This is a genomic window from Streptomyces sp. NPDC092370 (assembly GCF_044755265.1).
Classification (GTDB): Bacteria; Actinomycetota; Actinomycetes; order Streptomycetales; family Streptomycetaceae; genus Streptomyces.
Window position 1 is genome coordinate 1,099,800 of the sequence record NZ_JBIVQO010000001.1, and the last position, 20,037, is coordinate 1,119,836.

General features: G+C 71.2%; 17 protein-coding genes. 7 read left to right on the forward strand and 10 right to left on the reverse strand.

Annotated elements, in window-relative coordinates; all coding sequences use genetic code 11:
* The first annotated feature begins 42 nt into the window (after positions 1-42).
* A complete protein-coding gene (locus tag ACIQHQ_RS04920; RefSeq protein ID WP_402610117.1) occupies positions 43-783 on the forward strand; it encodes an SDR family NAD(P)-dependent oxidoreductase in 741 nt (246 codons plus the stop codon).
* 80 nt (positions 784-863) lie between these two features.
* Here ACIQHQ_RS04920 and ACIQHQ_RS04925 read toward each other — a convergent pair whose 3' ends face one another.
* Positions 864-2,000 (reverse strand): mechanosensitive ion channel family protein, encoded by a 1,137-nt coding sequence (locus ACIQHQ_RS04925; RefSeq protein WP_402610119.1) that lies wholly within the window; start codon positions 1,998-2,000, stop codon positions 864-866.
* 107 nt (positions 2,001-2,107) lie between these two features.
* On the opposite strand from ACIQHQ_RS04925, the gene ACIQHQ_RS04930 reads away from it, so the two are divergent.
* A complete protein-coding gene (locus tag ACIQHQ_RS04930) occupies positions 2,108-2,677 on the forward strand; it encodes a dienelactone hydrolase family protein (RefSeq protein WP_402610121.1) in 570 nt (189 codons plus the stop codon).
* Between the two features lie 8 nt (positions 2,678-2,685).
* Here ACIQHQ_RS04930 and ACIQHQ_RS04935 read toward each other — a convergent pair whose 3' ends face one another.
* The 4 genes from ACIQHQ_RS04935 to ACIQHQ_RS04950 form a co-directional block, all read right to left on the reverse strand.
* Positions 2,686-4,356, reverse strand: a complete 1,671-nt coding sequence (locus ACIQHQ_RS04935) for an alkaline phosphatase D family protein (RefSeq protein WP_402610123.1) — start codon at positions 4,354-4,356, stop codon at positions 2,686-2,688.
* A 414-nt stretch (positions 4,357-4,770) separates the two neighbouring features.
* A complete protein-coding gene (locus ACIQHQ_RS04940) occupies positions 4,771-5,595 on the reverse strand; it encodes a thioredoxin domain-containing protein (protein WP_402610125.1) in 825 nt (274 codons plus the stop codon).
* Positions 5,596-5,673: 78 nt separating this feature from the next.
* A complete protein-coding gene (locus ACIQHQ_RS04945; RefSeq protein ID WP_402610127.1) occupies positions 5,674-6,369 on the reverse strand; it encodes a hypothetical protein in 696 nt (231 codons plus the stop codon).
* A 67-nt stretch (positions 6,370-6,436) separates the two neighbouring features.
* On the reverse strand, positions 6,437-7,786 hold the full coding sequence (locus ACIQHQ_RS04950; RefSeq protein WP_402610129.1) for a DUF2252 domain-containing protein: 1,350 nt from the start codon (positions 7,784-7,786) through the stop codon (positions 6,437-6,439).
* Between the two features lie 270 nt (positions 7,787-8,056).
* On the opposite strand from ACIQHQ_RS04950, the gene dnaE reads away from it, so the two are divergent.
* On the forward strand, positions 8,057-11,596 hold the full coding sequence (gene dnaE / locus ACIQHQ_RS04955; RefSeq protein WP_402610131.1) for a DNA polymerase III subunit alpha: 3,540 nt from the start codon (positions 8,057-8,059) through the stop codon (positions 11,594-11,596).
* 91 nt (positions 11,597-11,687) lie between these two features.
* Here the strand turns inward: dnaE and ACIQHQ_RS04960 are convergent, their stop codons facing one another.
* Complete coding sequence (locus ACIQHQ_RS04960; RefSeq protein ID WP_283969691.1) at positions 11,688-11,852, reverse strand: hypothetical protein; 165 nt, start codon at positions 11,850-11,852, stop codon at positions 11,688-11,690.
* A gap of 221 nt (positions 11,853-12,073) precedes the next feature.
* Between ACIQHQ_RS04960 and ACIQHQ_RS04965 the strand changes: the two genes are divergently transcribed.
* The 4 genes from ACIQHQ_RS04965 to ACIQHQ_RS04980 all read left to right on the forward strand — a co-directional run bounded on the left by ACIQHQ_RS04965 (position 12,074) and on the right by ACIQHQ_RS04980 (position 16,032).
* Positions 12,074-13,285, forward strand: a complete 1,212-nt coding sequence (locus ACIQHQ_RS04965) for an NYN domain-containing protein (RefSeq protein WP_402610133.1) — start codon at positions 12,074-12,076, stop codon at positions 13,283-13,285.
* 122 nt (positions 13,286-13,407) lie between these two features.
* On the forward strand, positions 13,408-14,382 hold the full coding sequence (locus ACIQHQ_RS04970; protein WP_402610135.1) for an ABC transporter ATP-binding protein: 975 nt from the start codon (positions 13,408-13,410) through the stop codon (positions 14,380-14,382).
* 73 nt (positions 14,383-14,455) lie between these two features.
* Complete coding sequence (locus ACIQHQ_RS04975) at positions 14,456-15,277, forward strand: ABC transporter permease (protein ID WP_390990025.1); 822 nt, start codon at positions 14,456-14,458, stop codon at positions 15,275-15,277.
* A gap of 56 nt (positions 15,278-15,333) precedes the next feature.
* Positions 15,334-16,032: an AAA family ATPase gene (locus ACIQHQ_RS04980; protein ID WP_402610138.1), complete on the forward strand. Its 699-nt coding sequence runs from the start codon at positions 15,334-15,336 to the stop codon at positions 16,030-16,032.
* Here ACIQHQ_RS04980 and ybaK read toward each other — a convergent pair.
* The 4 genes from ybaK to ACIQHQ_RS05000 all read right to left on the reverse strand — a co-directional run bounded on the left by ybaK (position 16,019) and on the right by ACIQHQ_RS05000 (position 20,015).
* On the reverse strand, positions 16,019-16,519 hold the full coding sequence (gene ybaK, locus ACIQHQ_RS04985) for a Cys-tRNA(Pro) deacylase (protein WP_402610140.1): 501 nt from the start codon (positions 16,517-16,519) through the stop codon (positions 16,019-16,021). The genes ACIQHQ_RS04980 and ybaK overlap by 14 nt on opposite strands.
* Before the next feature lie 10 nt (positions 16,520-16,529).
* A complete protein-coding gene (locus ACIQHQ_RS04990) occupies positions 16,530-17,270 on the reverse strand; it encodes an LON peptidase substrate-binding domain-containing protein (RefSeq protein ID WP_402610142.1) in 741 nt (246 codons plus the stop codon).
* An 11-nt stretch (positions 17,271-17,281) separates the two neighbouring features.
* On the reverse strand, positions 17,282-18,316 hold the full coding sequence (locus tag ACIQHQ_RS04995; RefSeq protein ID WP_402610624.1) for a hypothetical protein: 1,035 nt from the start codon (positions 18,314-18,316) through the stop codon (positions 17,282-17,284).
* Positions 18,317-18,437: 121 nt separating this feature from the next.
* A complete protein-coding gene (locus ACIQHQ_RS05000; protein WP_402610144.1) occupies positions 18,438-20,015 on the reverse strand; it encodes an oxidoreductase in 1,578 nt (525 codons plus the stop codon).
* Positions 20,016-20,037: the final 22 nt, after the last annotated feature.

Genomic DNA, 20,037 nt, shown 5'->3' on the forward strand with positions numbered 1-20,037 from the left:
CGGTTTGACCGTGGGAGGCCGGGGCGTCGTAGGGTCGTTCGCATGGCACGCAACGTGGTGATCAGCGGTGGAGGCACGGGAATCGGGCTCGCGGCGGCTCGGGTGTTCGCCGCCGACGGGGATCGGGTGCTGCTGCTCGGGCGGCGGGCCGATGTGCTGGAGAAGGCCGGGGTGCCCGGCGCACTGACGTACACGGCCGATCTCGCCGAGCCGGACGACGTGCGCGGTGTCGCCGCTTTCGTCGAACGGGAGTTGGGGGCTGTGGACGTGCTCGTGCACAGCGCCGGGGGCAGCGGGCTGCTCGAACCGGACGCCCCGGGTGACGATCCGCTCGCGGCCGTCGCGCACACCTGGAGCGTGAACTTCCGGCTCAACACCCTCACCGCGGTCCTGCTCACCGAGGCGCTGAAGCGACGGCTCGCCGAGCCCGGCGGCCGGGTGCTGTTCCTCGGCTCCATCGCCGCCTACCGGGGATCCGGGAGCGGGGCGTACGCGGCGGCCAAGGCGGGGCTGCACCCCTATGCCCATGATCTGGCGCGGGAACTGGGGCCGCGCGGCATCACCGTGAACGTGGTCGCGCCCGGGTACATCGAGGACACCGGGTTCTTCGGGGACACGATGGCCGAGGAGCGACGGGCGCGCCTCATCGCCGAGACCTCGAACGGGCGGGCCGGAACCCCGGGGGACGTCGCCGAGACCCTGCACTGGCTGGCCTCCTCGGGCGCCGGGCACATCACCTCGCAGATCATCCAGGTCAACGGCGGCGCGGAGCGCGGCCACTGACCCGCACGACATGAGGGAGGGCCGGCCGCGACGCGGCCGGCCCTCCCTCATGTCGTGCGGGCGCAGGCCCGTCTCGATCGTCAGCGGTCCGGCCGTCCTGAGCCGTTCCCGTGGTAGCGGCGCTGCTGGGCCGGTACGGTCTGCGGGGCCAGGCGGTGGCCATTGCTGCCGGCAGACGGCGGAAGGACCGCGTCCGCCGTGTTGACGCGGGGCAGGGCGTAGGGATGCTCGTGGGTCAGCCAGCGGATCATCTCCTCGCGGACCGTGACCCGCACCGTCCAGATGTCGTCCGCGTCCTTGGCCGTCACCAGGGCCCGCACCTGCATGGTGCTCGGGGTGGTGTCCGTGACGCACAGGTTGTAGGCGCGGCCGTCCCAGGCCGGGCACTCGCGCAGGATGTCGCGGAGCTTGTCGCGCATCGCCTCCACGGGCGCCGAGTGGTCGACGTGCCAGAAGACGATGCCGGTCATCTGCGGGGTGCCGCGCGACCAGTTCTCGAACGGCTTGGACGTGAAGTACGACACCGGCATGGTGATCCGGCGCTCGTCCCACGTGCGGACGGTCAGGAACGTCAGCGTTATCTCCTCGACCGTGCCCCACTCGCCGTCCACGACCACGGTGTCGCCGATGCGCACCATGTCGCCGAAGGCGATCTGGAAGCCCGCGAACATGTTGCTCAGCGTGGACTGCGCGGCGACACCGGCGACGATGCCGAGGATGCCGGCCGAGGCCAGCAGCGAGGCACCGGCCGCCTTGAACGCCGGGAAGGTCAGCAGCATGCTCGCCGCGGCCACCACGCCGACGATCGCGGACACGACCCGCATGATCAGCGTCACCTGGGTGCGCACCCGGCGGACCCGGGCCGGGTCCCGATGGACCCTGGCATGGGCGTACCTGCTGTAGGACGTCTCGACGATCGCCGCCGCGATCCGGATGATCAGCCAGGCGGCCGACCCGATCAGCACCAGGGTCAGTACCCGGCCGACGGCCTCCTCGCGGCTCTGCAGCAGCTGCGCCTCGTCGTACGAGCCTCTCAGCAGGGCGGCGCACAGCACGAGCTGGTACGGGATGCGGGCACGGCGGAGCAGCCCCCACAGCGGGGTGTCGTGATGCCGTTCGTCGGCCTTGCGCAGCAGGAAGTCGGTGGCCCAGCCGATCGCCAGCGTGAGCACGACCGAGCCACCGACCACGAGCAGCGGTCGTAGCAGGTTCTCCATGCCCCCGAACCTAACCGGCTCCCGGGGGGCATGAACATGTGACTTCTGTTGCGTCCTGGGTAGTGCCGGGAAGCCGGTCCGTCACACCCGGCTGGCACCATGGCCTCATGAACATCATGCTCTTTCACTCGTCCTTCGGACTGCGGCCCGCGGTGCTCCAGGCCGCTGACCGGCTGCGATCGGCCGGACACGAGGTGTGGACGCCCGACCTCTTCGAAGGGCGCACCTTCGAGGAGGTCGAGCAGGGCATGGAGCACAAGGAGAAGATCGGCAAGGACGAGCTGCTGAAGCGGGCGGTGCTGGCCGCCGCGCCCTACTCCGAGCGCGGCCTGGTGTACGCCGGGTTCTCGCTCGGCGCCTCCATCGCGCAGACGCTCGCCCTCGGCGACGACAGGGCGCGCGGACTGCTCCTCCTGCACGGCACGTCGGACATCGCGCCCGACGTCACGGCGGAGGACCTGCCCGTCCAGCTGCACGTGGCGGAGCCCGACCCCTTCGAGACGGACGACTGGCTCGGCGCCTGGTACCTCCAGATGGGCCGCACCGGCGCCGACGTCGAGGTGTACCGGTACGCCGGGGCCGGCCACCTCTACACCGACCCCGACCTGCCGGACTACGACGAGGAGGCCGCCGAGGCCACCTGGCGGGTGGCACTCGGCTTCCTCGAAACCCTCTGAGGGGCCGGTCAGACCGGGTCGTGGACGCGCTCGAGCTTCTGCGTGCCGCTGCGGGTGCGGTACGACCGGGACCACTTGGCGGTCGCGTCGCGCTGCGTGCGGTCAGAGACGACGTAGAAGTCCATCTGCGCCCGCTCGGCCGTGATGTCCAGGACGCCGAAGCCGTGCCGGTCGGTGTCGACCCAGTGGACGTGCCGGTTGGCGGCGCGGATGACGGGGGAGGCGACCGCCGAGACCGTGCCCTCGGGGACCTTCACGATGTCGTCGAGGTTGTCCGAGGTGACCGAGGTGACGACGAACTCCGTGGCGGCCGACGGGGACAGCGGATACGTGCCGGCGTTCACCGGCACGTCGTTGGCCCAGGCCATGTGGATGTCGCCGGTGAGGAAGACCGTGTTGCGGATCGCGTTCGTCCGCAGGTGCGCCAGGATCTCGCGGCGGTCGTCCGTGTAGCCGTCCCACTGGTCGGTGTTGAGGGCCAGGCCCTCCTGCGGCAGGCCCAGCAGCTCGGCCAGCGGCTTCAGCAGGTCGGCGGAGAGCGAGCCGATGGCGAACGGCGAGATCATCACCGAGTTGCCGACCAGCCGCCAAGTGGTGTCGGACGACTTCAGCCCCGCCTTGAGCCAGTCGAGCTGGGCGCGGCCGGTGAGCGTGCGGTCCGGGTCGTCGACGTCGCCGTTGCCGACCTTGACCTGCTGCGAGCGGAAGGAGCGCAGGTCCAGCAGCGAGAGGTCGGCCAGCTTGCCGAAGCGCAGTCGGCGGTAGGTGGTGCCCTCGATCGCCGGGCGCACCGGCATCCACTCGAAGTAGGCCTGCTTGGCGGCGGCCTGGCGGGCGGACCAGGCACCCTCCGCGCCCTCCGTGTGGTTCTCCGCGCCGCCCGACCAGGCGTCGTTGGCGAACTCGTGGTCGTCCCAGATCGCCACGACCGGAGCCGTTGCGTGCAGGGCCTGGAGGTCCGGGTCGCTCTTGTACCGCCCGTGCCGGGTGCGGTAGTCGGCGAGTGTGACGATCTCGTGGGCGGGGGCGTGCGGGCGGACGACCTTGTCGCGGGTGCCGTACTCGCCGGTGCCGTACTCGTAGATGTAGTCGCCGAGGTGCAGCCAGGCGTCCAGATCGCCGCGGGCCGCGAGATGACGGTACGAGGAGAACCAGCCGGCCTCCCAGTTGGCGCAGGAGACCACGCCGAAGCGCAGGCCCGGGACGGCCGCGTCGTGCGCCGGGGCGGTGCGGGTGCGCGCGGCGGGGGAGTCGGTGCCGCCGGCGGAGAAGCGGAACCAGTAGTCGGTGCCCGGCTTCAGGCCGCGGATGTCGGCCTTCACGGTGTGGTCGGAGGCCGCCGTGGCGGTGGTCGAGCCCTTGGCGACGACGGTGGTGAACGCCTTGTCCTCGGCGACGACCCAGCTCACTTCGGTGTCCGGGCCGACTCCGGAACCGGGTATCGCCTCCGGCACCGGGGTGACGCGGGTCCACAGCAGGATGCCGTCCGGCAGCGGGTCCCCGGAGGCCACGCCGTGCAGGAAGGCGGGTGCCTGGTCCACGGCGCGCGCCGGCAGGTTCGCCGCCAGCGGCCCGGCCAGGACAGCGGTCGCCGCCGCGGCCTTGACGACCGTACGGCGGCGTGGTGTGAGGGAGTTGACGCCCTCTGACGTTTTCGATGATCTGTATCGACTGGTCACGACCGATCAGGTTACTGAGCGGTACGCGCCGGAGCGGGCGAACTCGTGAAGTTCGCCCGCTCCTTCAGGCTCCGGATGCCGGGCCCGCTCGGCATTACGCCTTGCCGTTCTTGGAAGCGCAGTACTCCATGTCGCCGTGCGCGCCGTTCCGGATGCGGATTTCGACGGTCACGCCGTTGCCCTCGCCGATGGACCGGGCGGTTGGGGCGCATGAGTTGCCGGCGCCGTCGGCGTCATCCCAGGCACGGCGTGGGAGCCGTTGGACGACGTATACGTCCGTCCCCGCGGCAGCAGGGCCGGCAGCGAAGATGACTGCGGCCGCTCCGGCAAGGAGATCCCTCGTCTGGTCACCGCGTTGAGGCGCGGCGGGTGACCACCTCCGGTGGCGCCGGGGTGGTCACCGCGACGAAGGGACTAGCCCTTGAGCGCTGCGTCGATCGCCTTCGCGTAGTCCGCTGGCGTCCCGGGGGCGCTCTGACCGTCGCTGCCGGTGACCTTCTTGCCGTCCATGAGCAGCGTCGGCGTACCACTGAAGTCGTACTTCTTGCCGTCCGCGTCGAACTTGTCGGCCATCAGCAGGGCCCACTTGTCGTAGGTGCCGTCCTTCACGGCCTTCTGGAACGTCTTGTTGCCCTTGAGGGCATCGACCGTGTTCGCCACCTTGATCAGATAGTCGTCGTCCTTGAACTTGTCGTCCGTCTCCTGGGGGTGGTACTTCGCCGAGTAGAGCGCTGTCTTGTAGTCGAGGAACGCCTCGGTGCTCACGTTCAGGGCAGCACCCAGGGCACTCAGGGCGTTCTTGGAACCCTCGCCGGGGACGTTGCCGTCGATGAAGGTCGCGCCGACGTACTGGAGCTTGTACTTGCCGTCCTCGACGTCCTTGTGGATCGTCGAGCCGAGGGTCTGCTCGAACTGGGCGCATGCCGGGCAACGCGGGTCCTCGTACATGACGAGGGTCTTCTTGGCGCTGTCCTGGCCGATGACGACCGTCGTGCCGTCCTTGCCCGACGTGTTGGCCGGCTTCACGAGCTTGGCGCTCTTTGCGGCCTCCCAGTCGTCGGGCTTGTTGGCCTGGACGACGGCGTAGCCGATACCGCCGGCTATCGCGAGGACGCCGACGATGGAGCAGGCGACGATGACCTGCCGCTTGACCTTCGCGCGCTTGGCCTCGCGCTCACGCTCGACGCGCAGCCGCTCGCGGGCCGCCGTCTTCGCCGCCTGGCTGTTCCGCTTGCTCATGGTGATGTTCTCCGTGGGGGACGCGCACACCTGCGTGTGCGGAATACGTAAGGGGGACTGCCGGTGCTCGAAAGTGCCTCATGCCGAGACGGGTGAGCACGGCGGTCCACGCCGTCCCAGGGAGTGCGCGAGGATCCGGTCACGGGTGGTGGGCGTGCGGTCGGCCGCCCGCGCCGGCAGGCGCCGCCCGGCCGGGGCCCGTTCCACCGCGACCGCGGCGGCCGCCAGCAGCAGCGGCCGGAACGTGGTCGCCGTCACCGCCCGCAGCAGCTGAGCCAGGGCCCGCTCACCGCGGCGCAGCCAGACGGCCGCGAGGAGCCCGACGCCGAGGTGCGCGCCGAGCAGCAGCCAGGCGGTGGCCGGGTCGGCATGGACCACCGCGGCCGCGAGCCGGTCGGTGCCGGTGGCCCCTGCCATCCGGGCCAGGGGTGTGCCGATCTCACCGCCGCCGCAGAGCACGTCCAGGCCGACCGAGCGCAGGGGGCCGGCGACCGGGCCGCCCGCCCGGCCGTAACAGGCGTGCTGACCGGTGGTGAAGACCGTGTCGGCGGCCAGTTCCAGCGGGATCAGCAGGGCCGCGATCCTCCCGAAGGAGCGCTCGCCGCCCGCCAGGGCGAACGCGATCACGAACACGGCGGCGGCGACCGCGGCCACCGTGCCCACCGGCAGCGGGGCCCGGGACAGCAGCACGTGCGACGCGGTGCTGAGCGTCACGACCACGGCCGTGAACAGCGCCGCGCGTACGGCTCTGAGCTGGATCCCGGATATGTCCATAGCGAAAGGAGTCTGTCATGGGGGCCTGTAAGGGACCCCTAAAGGATGCCTGTGAGAGGCCTTTCCGTCACAGGCCCGGAATCCGTCCGTTGCGGAACAGGTCCACGAAGGTCTGGTGGTCGGCACGCGCGCGTGCGCCGTAGCGGTGCGCGAAGTCGACCAGGAGGGGGGCGAAGCCCTCCTCGTCGGCCGCGATCGCCGCGTCGATGGCCCGCTCCGTGGAGAACGGCACCAGGGACTCGCCGGACTGGTCGTCCGCCGCCGAGTGCATCGTGGCCGTCGCCCGGCCGAGGTCGGCCACCACCTGGGCGATCTCCTCGGGGTCGTCGATGTCACCCCAGTCGAGGTCCACGGCGTACGGCGAGACCTCGGCGACCAGCTGGCCCGCGCCGTCCAGCTCGGTCCAGCCCAGCCACGGGTCGGCGTGCGCCTGGAGGGCGCGCTGGGAGATGACCGTGCGGTGCCCCTCGTGCTGGAAGTAGTCGGCGATCGCCCGGTCCGTGATGTGCCGGGAGACGGCCGGGGTCTGGGCCTGCTTGATGTAGATCACGACATCGTTCTCCAGGGCGTCGCTGTGCCCCTCCAGCAGGATGTTGTACGACGGCAGCCCCGCCGAGCCGATGCCGATGCCGCGCCGGCCGACGACGTCCTTCACGCGGTAGGAGTCCGGGCGGGCCAGCGAGCTGTCCGGCAGCGTCTCCAGGTAGCCGTCGAAAGCGGCGAGGACCTTGTAGCGTGTGGCCGCGTCCAGCTCGACGGAGCCGCCGCCCGCCGCGAAGCGGCGTTCGAAGTCGCGGATCTCCGTCATCGAGTCCAGCAGGCCGAAGCGGGTCAGGGAGCGGGCGTCACGCAGCGCGTCCAGCAGCGGGCCCTCGGCCGTGTCCAGCGTGAACGGCGGCACCTCGTCGCTCTTCGCGCCCGTCGCCAGGGCGCGGATCCGCTCGCGGTACGCCACCGCGTAGATCGTCACCAGCTCGGTGATCTGCTCGTCGCTCAGCGCCTTCGCGTACCCGATCAGCGCGATGGAGGCGGCGAAGCGCTTCAGGTCCCAGGTGAAGGGGCCGACGTAGGCTTCGTCGAAGTCGTTGACGTTGAAGATCAGGCGGCCGTTGGCGTCCATGTACGTGCCGAAGTTCTCCGCGTGCAGATCGCCGTGGATCCACACGCGGGACGTGCGCTCGTCCAGGTAGGGACCACCGAGCGTCTTCCCGCCGTCCCGCCCGGCGGCCTCCTCGTCCATGTCGTGGTAGAAGAGGCACGCCGTACCCCGGTAGAAGGCGAAGGCCGAGGCCGCCATCTTCCGGAACTTCACGCGGAACGCGGCGGGGTCGGCGGCCAGCAGCTGGCCGAAGGCGGTGTCGAAGACGGCGAGGATCTCCTCACCGCGGTGCTCGCCGTCGAGCTGCGGGAACGACATCGCTGGGTGCCTCCTGGTGCGAACGTCTCAGGGCGGCAGGTCCGCCCTGGGCCTAACGTGCGGCGGCCCGCGGGAGTGCCCGCGAACCCTCGCCCGAAGGTAGCGGGTCAGGCCTGCGGGTGCCGGTGCCGAGGCATAGACTTCGACGCTGTCCCCCGGACTGTCCGCAGCCTGCCGGACCCCCTTCGACCGACGCCCACCCGTCACCCGACCACCACCCCCCCCGACGAGGCGCTTCGCGCCGCACTCACTCACCTGGAGGCCGCAGCCGTGTCAAAGCCGCCGTTCACGCACCTGCACGTCCACACCCAGTACTCGCTGCTGGACGGTGCCGCGCGGCTGAAGGACATGTTCAACGCCTGCAACGAGATGGGCATGACGCACATCGCCATGTCCGACCACGGCAACCTCCACGGGGCGTACGACTTCTTCCACACCGCCCAGAAGTCCGGAGTGACCCCGATCATCGGGATCGAGGCCTATGTCGCGCCCGAGTCCCGCCGCAACAAGCGCAAGATCCAGTGGGGCCAGCCGCACCAGAAGCGGGACGACGTCTCCGGTTCCGGTGGTTACACCCACAAGACGATGTGGGCGGTGAACTCGACCGGCCTGCACAACCTCTTCCGGCTGTCCTCCGACGCGTACGCCGAGGGCTGGCTGCAGAAGTGGCCCCGGATGGACAAGGAGACCATCGCCCAGTGGTCCGAGGGGATCGTCGCCTCCACCGGCTGCCCCTCCGGCGAGGTCCAGACCCGGCTGCGCCTCGGCCACTTCGACGAGGCACTGAAGGCCGCCGCCGACTACCAGGACATCTTCGGCAAGGACCGCTACTTCCTGGAGCTGATGGACCACGGCATCGAGATCGAGCACCGGGTCCGCGACGGCCTGCTGGAGATCGGCAAGAAGCTCGGCATCCCCCCGCTGGTCACCAACGACTCGCACTACACGTACGCGCACGAGGCGACCGCCCACGACGCGCTGCTGTGCATCCAGACCGGCAAGAACCTCTCCGACCCGGACCGCTTCAAGTTCGACGGCACCGGCTACTACCTGAAGTCCACGGACGAGATGTACGCCATCGACTCCTCGGACGCCTGGCAGGAGGGCTGCGCCAACACCCGTCTGATCGCCGAGATGGTCGACACCACGGGCATGTTCCAAAAGCGCGACCTCATGCCCAAGTTCGACATCCCCGAGGGCTACACCGAGGTCAGCTGGTTCCGCGAGGAAACCCTGCGCGGCATGCACCGCCGCTTCCCGGACGGCATCCCGGACGACCGCATGAAGCAGGTCGAGTACGAGATGGACACCATCATCTCGATGGGCTTCCCGGGCTACTTCCTCGTGGTCGCCGACTTCATCATGTGGGCCAAGAAGCAGGGCATCGCGGTCGGCCCCGGCCGAGGCTCGGCGGCCGGCTCGATCGTCGCCTACGCCCTCGGCATCACCGACCTCGACCCCATCCCGCACGGCCTGATCTTCGAGCGGTTCCTCAACCCCGAGCGCATCTCCATGCCCGATGTCGACATCGACTTCGACGAGCGCCGGCGCGTCGAGGTGATCCGCTACGTGACGGAGAAGTACGGCGCCGACAAGGTCGCCATGATCGGCACGTACGGCACCATCAAGGCCAAGAACGCGATCAAGGACTCCGCGCGCGTGCTGGGCTACCCGTACGCGATGGGCGACCGCATCACCAAGGCCATGCCCGCCGACGTCCTCGGCAAGGGCATCAACCTGGACGGCATCACCAACCCCGAGCACCCCCGCTACTCGGAGGCGGGCGAGGTCCGGGCGATGTACGAGAACGAGCCGGACGTGAAGAAGGTCATCGACACCGCCAAGGGCGTCGAGGGCCTGGTCCGGCAGATGGGCGTGCACGCCGCCGGCGTGATCATGTCCAGCGAGACCATCACCGACCACGTGCCCGTCTGGGTCCGGCACACGGACAAGGTCACCATCACCCAGTGGGACTACCCGAGCTGCGAGTCGCTCGGCCTGCTGAAGATGGACTTCCTGGGCCTGCGCAACCTGACGATCATGGACGACGCCGTCAAGATGGTGAAGTCCAACAAGGGGATCGACATCGATCTCCTGAGCCTCCCGCTCGACGACCCCACGACCTTCGAACTGCTCCAGCGCGGCGACACCCTCGGCGTCTTCCAGTTCGACGGCGGTCCCATGCGCTCCCTGCTCCGGCTGATGAAGCCGGACAACTTCGAAGACATCTCCGCCGTGTCGGCCCTGTACCGCCCGGGCCCCATGGGCATGAACTCCCACACGAACTACGCGCTGCGCAAGAACGGGCAGCAGGAGATCACGCCCATCCACCCCGAGCTGGAGGAGCCGCTCAGGGAGGTCCTGGACGTCACCCACGGCCTGATCGTCTACCAGGAGCAGGTGCAGAAGGCCGCCCAGATCATCGCCGGCTACTCGCTCGGCGAGGCCGACATCCTCCGCCGCGTGATGGGCAAGAAGAAGCCCGAGGAACTGGCGAAGAACTTCGTCCTCTTCCAGGAGGGTGCCCGCAAGAAGGGCTTCAGCGACGAAGCCATCCAGGCCCTGTGGGACGTGCTGGTCCCCTTCGCCGGCTACGCGTTCAACAAGGCGCACTCCGCCGCCTACGGACTCGTCTCCTACTGGACCGCGTACCTGAAGGCGAACCACCCCGCCGAGTACATGGCCGCGCTGCTCACGTCCGTGAAGGACGACAAGGACAAGTCGGCCGTCTACCTCAACGAGTGCCGTCGCATGGGCATCAAGGTGCTCCCGCCGGACGTCAACGAGTCGATGTCCAACTTCGCCGCCCAGGGCGACGACGTGATCCTCTTCGGCCTGTCCGCCGTCCGCAACGTCGGTACGAACGTGGTCGAGTCGATCATCAGGTGCCGCAAGGCCAAGGGGAAGTACGTCTCCTTCCCGGACTACCTCGACAAGGTGGAGGCGGTGGTCTGCAACAAGCGCACCACCGAATCGCTGATCAAGGCCGGCGCCTTCGACGCGATGGGCCACACCCGCAAGGGCCTCACCGCGCACTACGAGCCGATGATCGACAACGTGGTCGCGGTCAAGCGCAAGGAGGCCGAGGGACAGTTCGACCTCTTCGGCGGCATGGGCGAGGCCGAGACCAGCGAGCCGGGCTTCGGGCTCGACGTGGAGTTCTCCACCGACGAGTGGGACAAGACCTATCTGCTCGCCCAGGAGCGGGAGATGCTCGGCCTGTACGTCTCCGACCACCCGCTGTTCGGTCTGGAGCACATCCTGTCCGACAAGGCCGACGCCGGTATCTCCCAGCTGACCGGCGGCGAGCACTCCGACGGCGCGGTCGTCACCATCGGCGGCATCATCTCGGGCCTGCAGCGCAAGATGACCAAGCAGGGCAACGCCTGGGCCATCGCCACCGTCGAGGACCTCGCCGGCTCGATCGAGTGCATGTTCTTCCCCGCGACCTACCAGCTCGTCTCGACGCAACTCGTCGAGGACGCCGTGGTGTTCGTCAAGGGCCGCCTCGACAAGCGCGAGGACATCCCGCGGCTCGTCGCGATGGAGCTGATGGTCCCGGACCTGTCCAACGCGGGCACCAACGCGCCCGTGGTCCTCACCATCCCGGCCACCCGGGTCACCCCGCCGCTGGTCAGCCGCCTCGGAGAAGTCCTCAGTCACCACAAGGGCGACAGCGAGGTCCGGATCAAGCTCCAGGGGCCGACCAAGACGACCGTGCTGCGGCTGGACCGGCACCGGGTGAAGCCCGACCCGGCGCTCTTCGGCGACTTGAAGGTGCTGCTCGGGCCGTCCTGCCTGGCCGGCTGACGCGGGGCTCTCGATGCGCTTGAGGGGCGTACCCGGCATCGGGTACGCCCCTCGTGCAGGTGCGTGAGCTCAACAGCCCGTCACGCGGATGTCAGTTGTGGCCGAAGCTGCGCTTTCGCTTGCCGGACGCCATCTCGCCGGGGGTCACCTCGACCTCGGGCTGGGGCTCCGTCTGCGAGGCGGGGCTGCGGTCGGCCCGCTGGCCACGCTCGGTCGGACGCTGCTGCTTACGGTCACGGTTCTTGTTCTTGGCCATGGTGATGCCTCCTGAGGGGGACTAGGGGCCAGGGCCGGGACCAGATTCACACAGGCCGACAACGATCGCATGTCGGACAATTACCGTGCGTGACAGGGGTGGTCGCCGGGCGATGTGCCGAAACGCCACGCCGAAGATCGAGTTCGGGCCGTTAACCTCCGCGCCGTCGGGCAGACTCGAAGCAAGCCCGAAGCAAACCGCCTGGGAAGAGGGTGAGTCGCGTGGACCGCTGCATCGTCCTGGTGGACGCTGGGTATCTGCTGGGAGCCGCGGCGAGTCTCCTCGCCGGGGAGCCCTCACGGTCCCGCATCACCGTCGACCACACCGCCCTCGTCCAGGGGCTGCGCGAGCGTGCCGAATCCGACACGCAGCAGCCGCTGCTGCGCATCTACTGGTTCGACGGCGCCCCCGACCGCGTTCCGCAGCCCGAGCACCGAAGGCTGCGCGTGATGCCCCGGGTCACCGTCCGGCTCGGCGCGCTGACCCGCAGCGACGGCCGCTGGGCGCAGAAGGGCGTGGACGCCGCGATGCACGCCGAGCTCACCGAACTGGCCCGCAACCGCGCCTGCTCCGACGTCGTCCTCGTCACCGGCGACGGCGATCTGCTGCCCGGCATGATGGCCGCCAAGGAGCACGGCGTCGCCGTCCACCTGTGGGCCGTCCAGGCCGCCGACGGCGACTACAACCAGTCCGAGGACCTGGTCGCCGAGGCCGACGAGCGGCGCGTCCTGGACCGTACGTGGATCACCAAGGCCGTGCGTGCCAAGGACTACTCCGGGGTGTGCGCACCCCAGCCCGCGCCCCGCCCCGAGATCGCCGCGATCCTCTCCGCGCCGCTGCCCGAGTCCGCCCTCGGCGCCGCGACCGAACGGCCCGCCCCGCAGCCCCGGCACCCGGCGGCCGGCACCGGGCGGAACGGCACCGAGGAGCGGCTGCCCGCCGCCAAAGGCGTCCCCACACCCAAAGACCTCGCCGCCCTGCGCGCCCCCGGCCCCCAGCCCGCCCAGCCCCCCGCCTCCGCCACCCTCCGGTGGTCCTCCGACAAGGGCTGGGTCGACCGGCCCACGGCCGAGCCCCCCGAGGCCGCCTCGATGCCGACACTCGCCCAGCTGACCACGGCCGAGCAGCGGTGGGCCGACCGCGAGGAGGACATCACGACCGTCGGCGGCGACCCCTACGAGGTGGGGCAGGTCTTCGCCCGGCGCTGGGTGGAGCGCCTCGGCGACCAGAGCCACCTTCAGAAACTGTCCGGGATGTATCCGCGCATCCCGCACCGCGTCGACGGGGAGCTGCTGCGCTACGCCGCCCGTTTCGGCCTGCTCGCCCACAAGGACGACCAGATCGACGAACGGGACCGGTACGCCATCCGGGCCGGGTTCTGGCGGGAGATCAGCGTGCGCACGGGCGCGGAGCACCCGCCCGTCGACGCCTGAGATCTTTGCCGGCGGATTTCCCGTGCGGACCGACCCGAGAGCGGACCGGGGTCGCCGACCCCGTAGGCTCGTCCTTTGTGAGTAAGCGCGCGGCACAGGCATTTCGGCACGATGGTGACGTCGTGTGCGCGGTCCGCGGGCTGACCAAGACCTATCCGGCGGTACGGGCCCGGCGTGGCGCCCCCGCAACACCCGAGGTCCGCGCCACGGACGACGTGACGCTGGACATCCGCCGCGGCGAGATCTTCGGCCTGCTCGGTCCGAACGGCGCCGGCAAGTCCACCCTCGTACGCCAGCTGACCGGGCTGATGCGGCCCGACCGGGGCAGCGTGGAGATCCTCGGCCACGACATCGTGCGCCACCCCGAACGGGCCGCGCGGATCCTCGCCTACCTCGGGCAGGAGTCGACCGCCCTGGACGAGCTCACCGTCTCCCTCGCCGCCGAGACCACCGGGCGGTTGCGCGGCCTGGACATACGGCGGGCGCGGGCCGAACGGGACGCCGTCCTCGACGAGCTGGGACTCACGCCGCTGGCCGGGCGGCCGCTGAAGAAGCTCTCCGGCGGCCAGCGGCGCCTGGCGTGCTTCGCCGCGGCCCTGGTGGGGGAGCGGCCGCTGCTCGTGCTGGACGAGCCGACCACCGGCATGGACCCGGTGGCGCGCCGGGCCGTGTGGTCCGCCGTCGACCGGCGGCGGGCCGAGCGCGGGACGACCGTGCTGCTCGTCACCCACAACGTCATCGAGGCCGAGACCGTGCTGGACCGGGTGGCCGTCCTCGACCGGGGCCGCGTCATCGCCTGCGACACCCCCGCCGGGCTCAAGGAGCAGGTCGCCGGTGAGGTGCGCGTCGACCTGGTGTGGCGGGACGTGCCTCCGTTGCACGTGCCCGAGGTGGCCGCGCTGCGGGACCGTGCCGTGGAGTCGGGCCGCCGCTGGACGCTGCGGCTCGGGCCCGAGGAGGCCCGGGCGGTCGTCGCGACCGTCACCGGCGGGGCCGCCTTCGCCGCCCTGGACGACTTCACGCTGGCCACGCCGAGCCTGGAGGACGTGTACCTGGCCCTCGGCGGTGCCGTGCAGCAGGGGCTGGTGAAGGTGTGAGCACACCGGCCGCCGCATCCGTATCGAACAGGCGACTGCCGCAGTGGACCCGAGCGAAGGGGAGCAGCGCGACGTGAGTGTCGTACCCGCCGATGTCCTGCCGGGCAGTGCCCTGGCCGTGGACGAGCCCGCCGTGTGCGCGGCCGAGCTCGGACCCCGGGCGCGGCTGTGGCCGTCGCTGGCGGCCGTGTACCGGGCCCAGCTGTCGCGGGCGAGGGTGGCGCGGATCCCGCTGCTGTTCGTGGCGACCTTCCAGTCGATCGGGATCATGATCCTGATGCGCGGGGTCGTGGACGACGGGGCGGAGGCGCAGGCCGTCGTCGCCGGGTCGTCGGTCCTGGTGGTCGCCTTTGTCGCGCTGAACCTGCTCGCGCAGTACTTCGGGCAGCTGCGGGCCAGCGGCGGACTCGACCACTACGCGACGCTGCCGGTGCCGCCGGCGGCCGTGGTGCTGGGCGCGGCGGGCGCGTACGCCTCGTTCACGGTGCCCGGGACCGTCGTGACGGCCGTCTTCGGCTGCGTGCTGTTCGGGCTGCCGATGGCCCATCTGTGGATCCTCCTGGCCGTGATCCCGCTCGCGGGTGCGGCGCTCGCCGGGCTCGGGGCGGCGCTGGGGCTGCTCGCGCCCCGGCCGGAGCTGGCCACGCTGCTCGGGCAGCTGGGCATGTCTGCGGCGCTGCTGCTGGGCGTGCTGCCCGCGGACCGGATGCCGGAGGTCGTGCGCTTCACCCGGGACCTGCTGCCCTCGACGTACGGCGTCGAGGCCTTCGCGCGGACGTTCGGGCCGCGCCCCGACTGGGCGTTCGTCCTCGGTGACCTCGCCGTGTGCGCGGTCGTGGGCGTCGTCTCGCTGGCCGTGGCGACGTGGGCCTACCGTCGGGCGGCCGTGCGGTGAGCACGCAGGGGTCGTCCGGTGACGCGGCACACAAGCGGGCCTGGCACGATGGCAGGGTGACCGCACCACTGACTCCGCCCCCGCCGCCGCACGACCATTCCGCACAGGGTCCGTGGCAGCCGCCGGCCGCCGGGCCGCAGGCTCCCGGGTCGCAGCACGCCGGGTACGCCGGGCACGGCTGGTACGGACAGGACGGCCCCGGGATGAAGACGGAACTGCGGGAGGCCGCCGTGATCGCGGTGGCCGTGGCGCTCGGCGGGGTGCTGCTCGGAGTGCTGTGGTGGTGGCTCGCGCCGCACGTGCCGCTGGTCGGTAACGTGGTGGAGAAGAACTGGGTCGTCTACTTCAAGGACACCGAGGGCGAGCAGGCCATCGGGGTCGACGGCACGTTCACGCTGCTCGGGCTGGGCTTCGGCGTCGTGAGCGCGCTGGTCGTCTTTCTGCTGCGGCGGCGCGGGGGCGTGCCGCTCGTGGTGGGGCTCGCCCTCGGCGGGCTGCTCGGTTCGTTGCTCGCCTGGCGGATCGGCGTGTGGCTCGGACCCGAGCAGGACGTGATCGCGCAGGCACGGGAAGTGGGCCGGGGGGTGACGTTCTCCGCGCCGTTGAAGCTGGGCGCGAAGGGGGCGCTGCTGGCCTGGCCACTGGCCGCGCTGGTGCTGCATCTCGGGCTCATGGGGCTGTTCGGGCCCCGGGACCCGGAGCCCGAGTTCGCGGCCGGGCCGTCTGCGGAATCGCCCGCCCCTAGCGGCCGATAGGAGCGAGCACCGCCTCCGTCAGCTTGCGCAGGTCCTCCGGGGCGAGCTCCACCTCCAGGCCCCTCCTGCCCGCCGACACGCAGATCGTCGCGTGCGCCGACGCCGAGGCGTCGAGGACCGTCGGCAGCTTCTTGCGCTGGCCGAGGGGCGAGATGCCGCCCCGGACATAGCCGGTCGTGCGTTCCGCCAGGGTCGGGTCGGCCATCGAGGCGCGCTTGCCGCCGACCGCCGCGGCGAGGGCCTTCAGGTCCAGCTGGCCCGCCACCGGGACCACCGCGACCGTCAGGGTGCCGTCGACGTCCGCGACCAGGGTCTTGAAGACACGGTCCGGGGAGACGCCCGTCGCCTCGGCCGCCTCCTCGCCGTAGCTGGGGTGCGCGGGGTCGTGGTCGTAGGCGTGGACCGTGTAGGCCGTGCCCGCCGCCGCGAGGGCCACCGTCGCGGGGGTGCCGCCCGCCTGTTGCTGCTTCTTCGACTTCTTCGCCATGCCGATCCGCTCAGTTGAGGCTCATCGGGCCGCGCGTCAGATCCGACGCCGGCAACGACGGCAGACTACGGATGATCGCCGTCTCCGAGCGCAGGAGTTTCAGCTCGTCGCGCAGGCGGGACGCCGTGTCGGGGGCTTGGAGCAGGCGCTGCTTGGTCGGGGTGTCCAGCATCATCGCCGCCGCCACCAGGTACGACACCACGCCCGGCTCGTCGGGCAGGTCGGCTCCGGTCGCGAGCGAGCGTTCCCGCGCCCCGGCCAGCCGCTTCTGGTACTGGCGGAAGGACCGCAGCACCCCCTCGGCCAGTGGCGCGGCCTCGTCTCCGGGCTCCTCCGCCAGCGGCTCCAGCTCGGCCGTCAGGAAGGGCCCGGACACCTCGACGGACAGCAGCTTCACCCGGGTGGTGCCGGTCGCCAGCACCTCGAAGGAGCCGTCGGTGCGCTCCCGGATCGTCGCCGCGTCCGCGATGCAGCCCACCTTGTGGAACGCCGTGGCCGGGTGCGTGCCGAAACCGGCCGCCGGTCCCCGCTCGGGCACGGCCGTGGGGTCGGGCATGCCGGGCGCGGTCGGGGCCACCTCGTGGCCGTCCCGGATCGCCACGACGGCGAATCGGCGCGGCTCGTCCTCCGGCGTCTTCAGCAGTTCGCGCATCATGGCGCGATACCGCTCCTCGAAGACGTTGAGAGGGAGCACGAGCCCCGGGAACAGCACCGAGTTCAGGGGGAAGAGGGGGAGCCGGACGGTGGTCACGACGCAAAAGCCTAATGGTCGCCGGGACGGACCCGTCCGCCCCGTTCACTCCGTGGATGCCAGGACGGGGTCGCGGCCGCCGCGGCCCGGATGTCGTCGCGTACCCGCAGGAAGTGGCCGAGCGGGTCGTCCGACACCCGGTCCCAGGGGAACGAGGTGGCGTACGGGCCGTTCAGGCGCAACTGTTCGGTGGCGTCCTGCCAGCGCTCCAGGCGCACCAGAACGAAGATCAGCAGGTTCCGCATCCGGGCCGGCCAGGGATCGGCCGCCGGCAGCCGCGGGGACAGCGCGATCGCCCGGTCCACGGCCGCGTCCAGCCGCTCACGGGACACCTCGGGCCCGCAGCCGTCGGTCAGGTAGCCGAAGGCGGCCCGCAGCGGGAGCGCCTGGACGAGCGCGCCCGGGGGAGCGTCCTGGGCGGCCCGGTCGGCGAAGTCGAAGCACTCGTGGTGCGAACCGTGCCAGTAGGTGGCCAGGTAACGCAGCGCCGCAACATGACAGCCGTAGTGGTGCGGGGCACGGCGTACGGCCGCCTCCCACAGCTGTTCGAAGTACGTGTGCCCGGCCTGGGCGCCCCGGGCGTGGTCGAGCGCGAGCCGCCACGGCACCGGGTCCCGCTGGTCGCCCCGGGCCGCGGCCGTGATCAGCGCACTCACCTCACGCAGCAGCTCGGCCCGGGCCGGTGACCGCCAGGCGCGGTCCACCGCCAGCTGGGCCCCGACCAGCAGGGCGTCGGGGTCCTGCGGGGCGATGGCGAGCCAGGCGTCCAGCCACTCGGGCCGTGAGCGCGCGAAGGCGGCCAGCCGGGTGACGTACCGGTCGCGCCGTTCCCATTCGGAGGCCGCGCGGGTGGCCAGGAGCAGACCGGCGGCCGGCCCGTGGTCGCCACGGGCGGCGGCGACCAGCGCCGGACTCAGCCGGGCGTCCGGCGCGTCGAGCAGCACCTCGTCGTCGGTGCGGGGCTCGCCGACGACGACGTGGGGGGAGGTCCTTGCCATCCGGCTCGGGCGGATGAACGGGAGCTGCATTGCCATGGTGCCGACCATTGAAAGTCCGGTGGTCATCGTGGCGCCAGACCGTTCATTGAACCTGCGGAAAGTTGTACGCCCGATGGTCAAGAGAGCGTAAAGGTGTGACAGTTCAACAACATTGGTCACAGCAGCATCATCAGTTGCGCCTCAGCAGCCGGGTCGCCCCCGCCGCCACCGTCGTCGCCAGGACCCAGCCCAGCAGGATCATCGCCGTTGCCAGCCACTGCCAGGCCCCGCGCAACTGCCAGAAGCCCACCTGCCCGAGGTCGATGACCGGCAGCAGCAGATCGAGGGTGAAGAGCGAGGGATTCCACTCCGGATGCTCGCCCCTCTTCATCGGCGGATGTCCGGCCTGACCGAAGGTGAGCGAGCCCGCCGCCCACAGCACCGCCATCCACACCGCGGCCCGGCCCGGCCGGTACCCGTAGGCGACCGTCCAGTCCTGCGCGTACCCCCACAGCTTGGCCGCTATCGGCAGGCTCGCGCGATGCCGGCGCTGCTTGGCGAGCAGCACCTCGCGGGCGTCCTCGTCCTCCCCGCCGCCCCGCAGCACGGCCGCGAGTCGCTCGTACGGCTCCGGGTTGTACTCGGCGGTCGCCGCCGCCACCCAGTCCAGCCGCTCGGCCAGCGGGAACGGTCCGCGCGGCACGAGGTTCTCGTAGGCGAAGCCGCCCATGTGCAGCCGGCCGGGGCCCGGCCAGGCGTCCGCCCGGTCCATCAGGTTGATGACCTTCGCCCCGGACAGCACCACCCGCCCGCGAACCGGCTGCTCCCCGAGAAACCGCAGCTCGGGAGTCTGCAGCCGGCGCAGCGACAGCTCCTGGTCGTCGGTGAGGGTGAACCGGGCCTGCTCGAAGTCGACGGCGTCGCCGAACCGCCCGTCGTCCAGCCGCATCCCGCCCTCGCACTCGAAGCGCTGGATCCGCGTCCCCTGGGCCGGAGTCATGCCGCTCATCGCCTGGGCGCCGACCCCCGCCGGGGTGAGGTACAGGCTGCGCTCCACGGTCAGCTGCGGGGCGTTCAGCGCGAGCCGGGCGTACGGGTTGGCCAGGCGTGCGCCGCGCAGGCTCAGGGAGACGCCGACGGTGGCCGCGCGCAGGCTCAGCTCGCCGTGCGACTCCAGCAGCTCGGCCTGTAAGTCCTGGCCGACGGTCAGGCCGTCCGCGGCGATCGACCGGCCGCTGCGGTCCCGGTGCACGATCGCCTGGTTCAGCATCAGGTCCGTGCCGATCTGCGCGTCCGTGAGCCGGATGCCGTGGTGGAAGCGGCAGCGCGGCAGATGCAGATCACCCTCGGTCTGCACCCGGGCCGCCTCGAGCCGCGGCACCGAGCAGTCCACCATCCGCAGGGTCGTGAAGCGGGCCTCCGGGAGCAGCACGTCCCGCTCGAACCGGCACCGGCGCATCTCGACGTACGGCACCACCGTACCGCCGGCGAGGTCCAGCGAGCCGCTGACCTGCACGCCGACGAGTTTCAACGAGGACACGCGGCCGGCCAGGGCGGGCGGGCCGTCCAGGAGCAGCCAGCACACGATCCGGGCCCGCACGGTCCGCTCCCCGCCCCACGGATGTCCGCCGTGCGGGTCGTCCGCCACGGCGTCGCCGCTGCTCAGGTCGTACACGGTCCCGTTGCGGAAGGCCTGCCACATGCCGGCCTCGGCCGCGGTCAGGTCATCGGGCGGATCCCCGGCACGGGCGCCGGCCCCCTCGGTCACAGCTCTTCCCTCCTCCCCGGGT

What these genes read in the sequence shown, in the direction of transcription:
- ACIQHQ_RS04920 (WP_402610117.1), top strand. Translation starts at nt 43, where the DNA reads ATGGCACGCAACGTGGTGATCAGCGGTGGAGGCACGGGAATCGGGCTC.
- ACIQHQ_RS04925 (WP_402610119.1), bottom strand. Translation starts at nt 2,000, where the DNA reads ATGGAGAACCTGCTACGACCGCTGCTCGTGGTCGGTGGCTCGGTCGTG.
- ACIQHQ_RS04930 (WP_402610121.1), top strand. Translation starts at nt 2,108, where the DNA reads ATGAACATCATGCTCTTTCACTCGTCCTTCGGACTGCGGCCCGCGGTG.
- ACIQHQ_RS04940 (WP_402610125.1), bottom strand. Translation starts at nt 5,595, where the DNA reads ATGAGCAAGCGGAACAGCCAGGCGGCGAAGACGGCGGCCCGCGAGCGG.
- ACIQHQ_RS04945 (WP_402610127.1), bottom strand. Translation starts at nt 6,369, where the DNA reads ATGGACATATCCGGGATCCAGCTCAGAGCCGTACGCGCGGCGCTGTTC.
- ACIQHQ_RS04950 (WP_402610129.1), bottom strand. Translation starts at nt 7,786, where the DNA reads ATGTCGTTCCCGCAGCTCGACGGCGAGCACCGCGGTGAGGAGATCCTC.
- ACIQHQ_RS04960 (WP_283969691.1), bottom strand. Translation starts at nt 11,852, where the DNA reads ATGGCCAAGAACAAGAACCGTGACCGTAAGCAGCAGCGTCCGACCGAG.
- ybaK (WP_402610140.1), bottom strand. Translation starts at nt 16,519, where the DNA reads ATGGCGAAGAAGTCGAAGAAGCAGCAACAGGCGGGCGGCACCCCCGCG.
- ACIQHQ_RS04995 (WP_402610624.1), bottom strand. Translation starts at nt 18,316, where the DNA reads ATGGTCGGCACCATGGCAATGCAGCTCCCGTTCATCCGCCCGAGCCGG.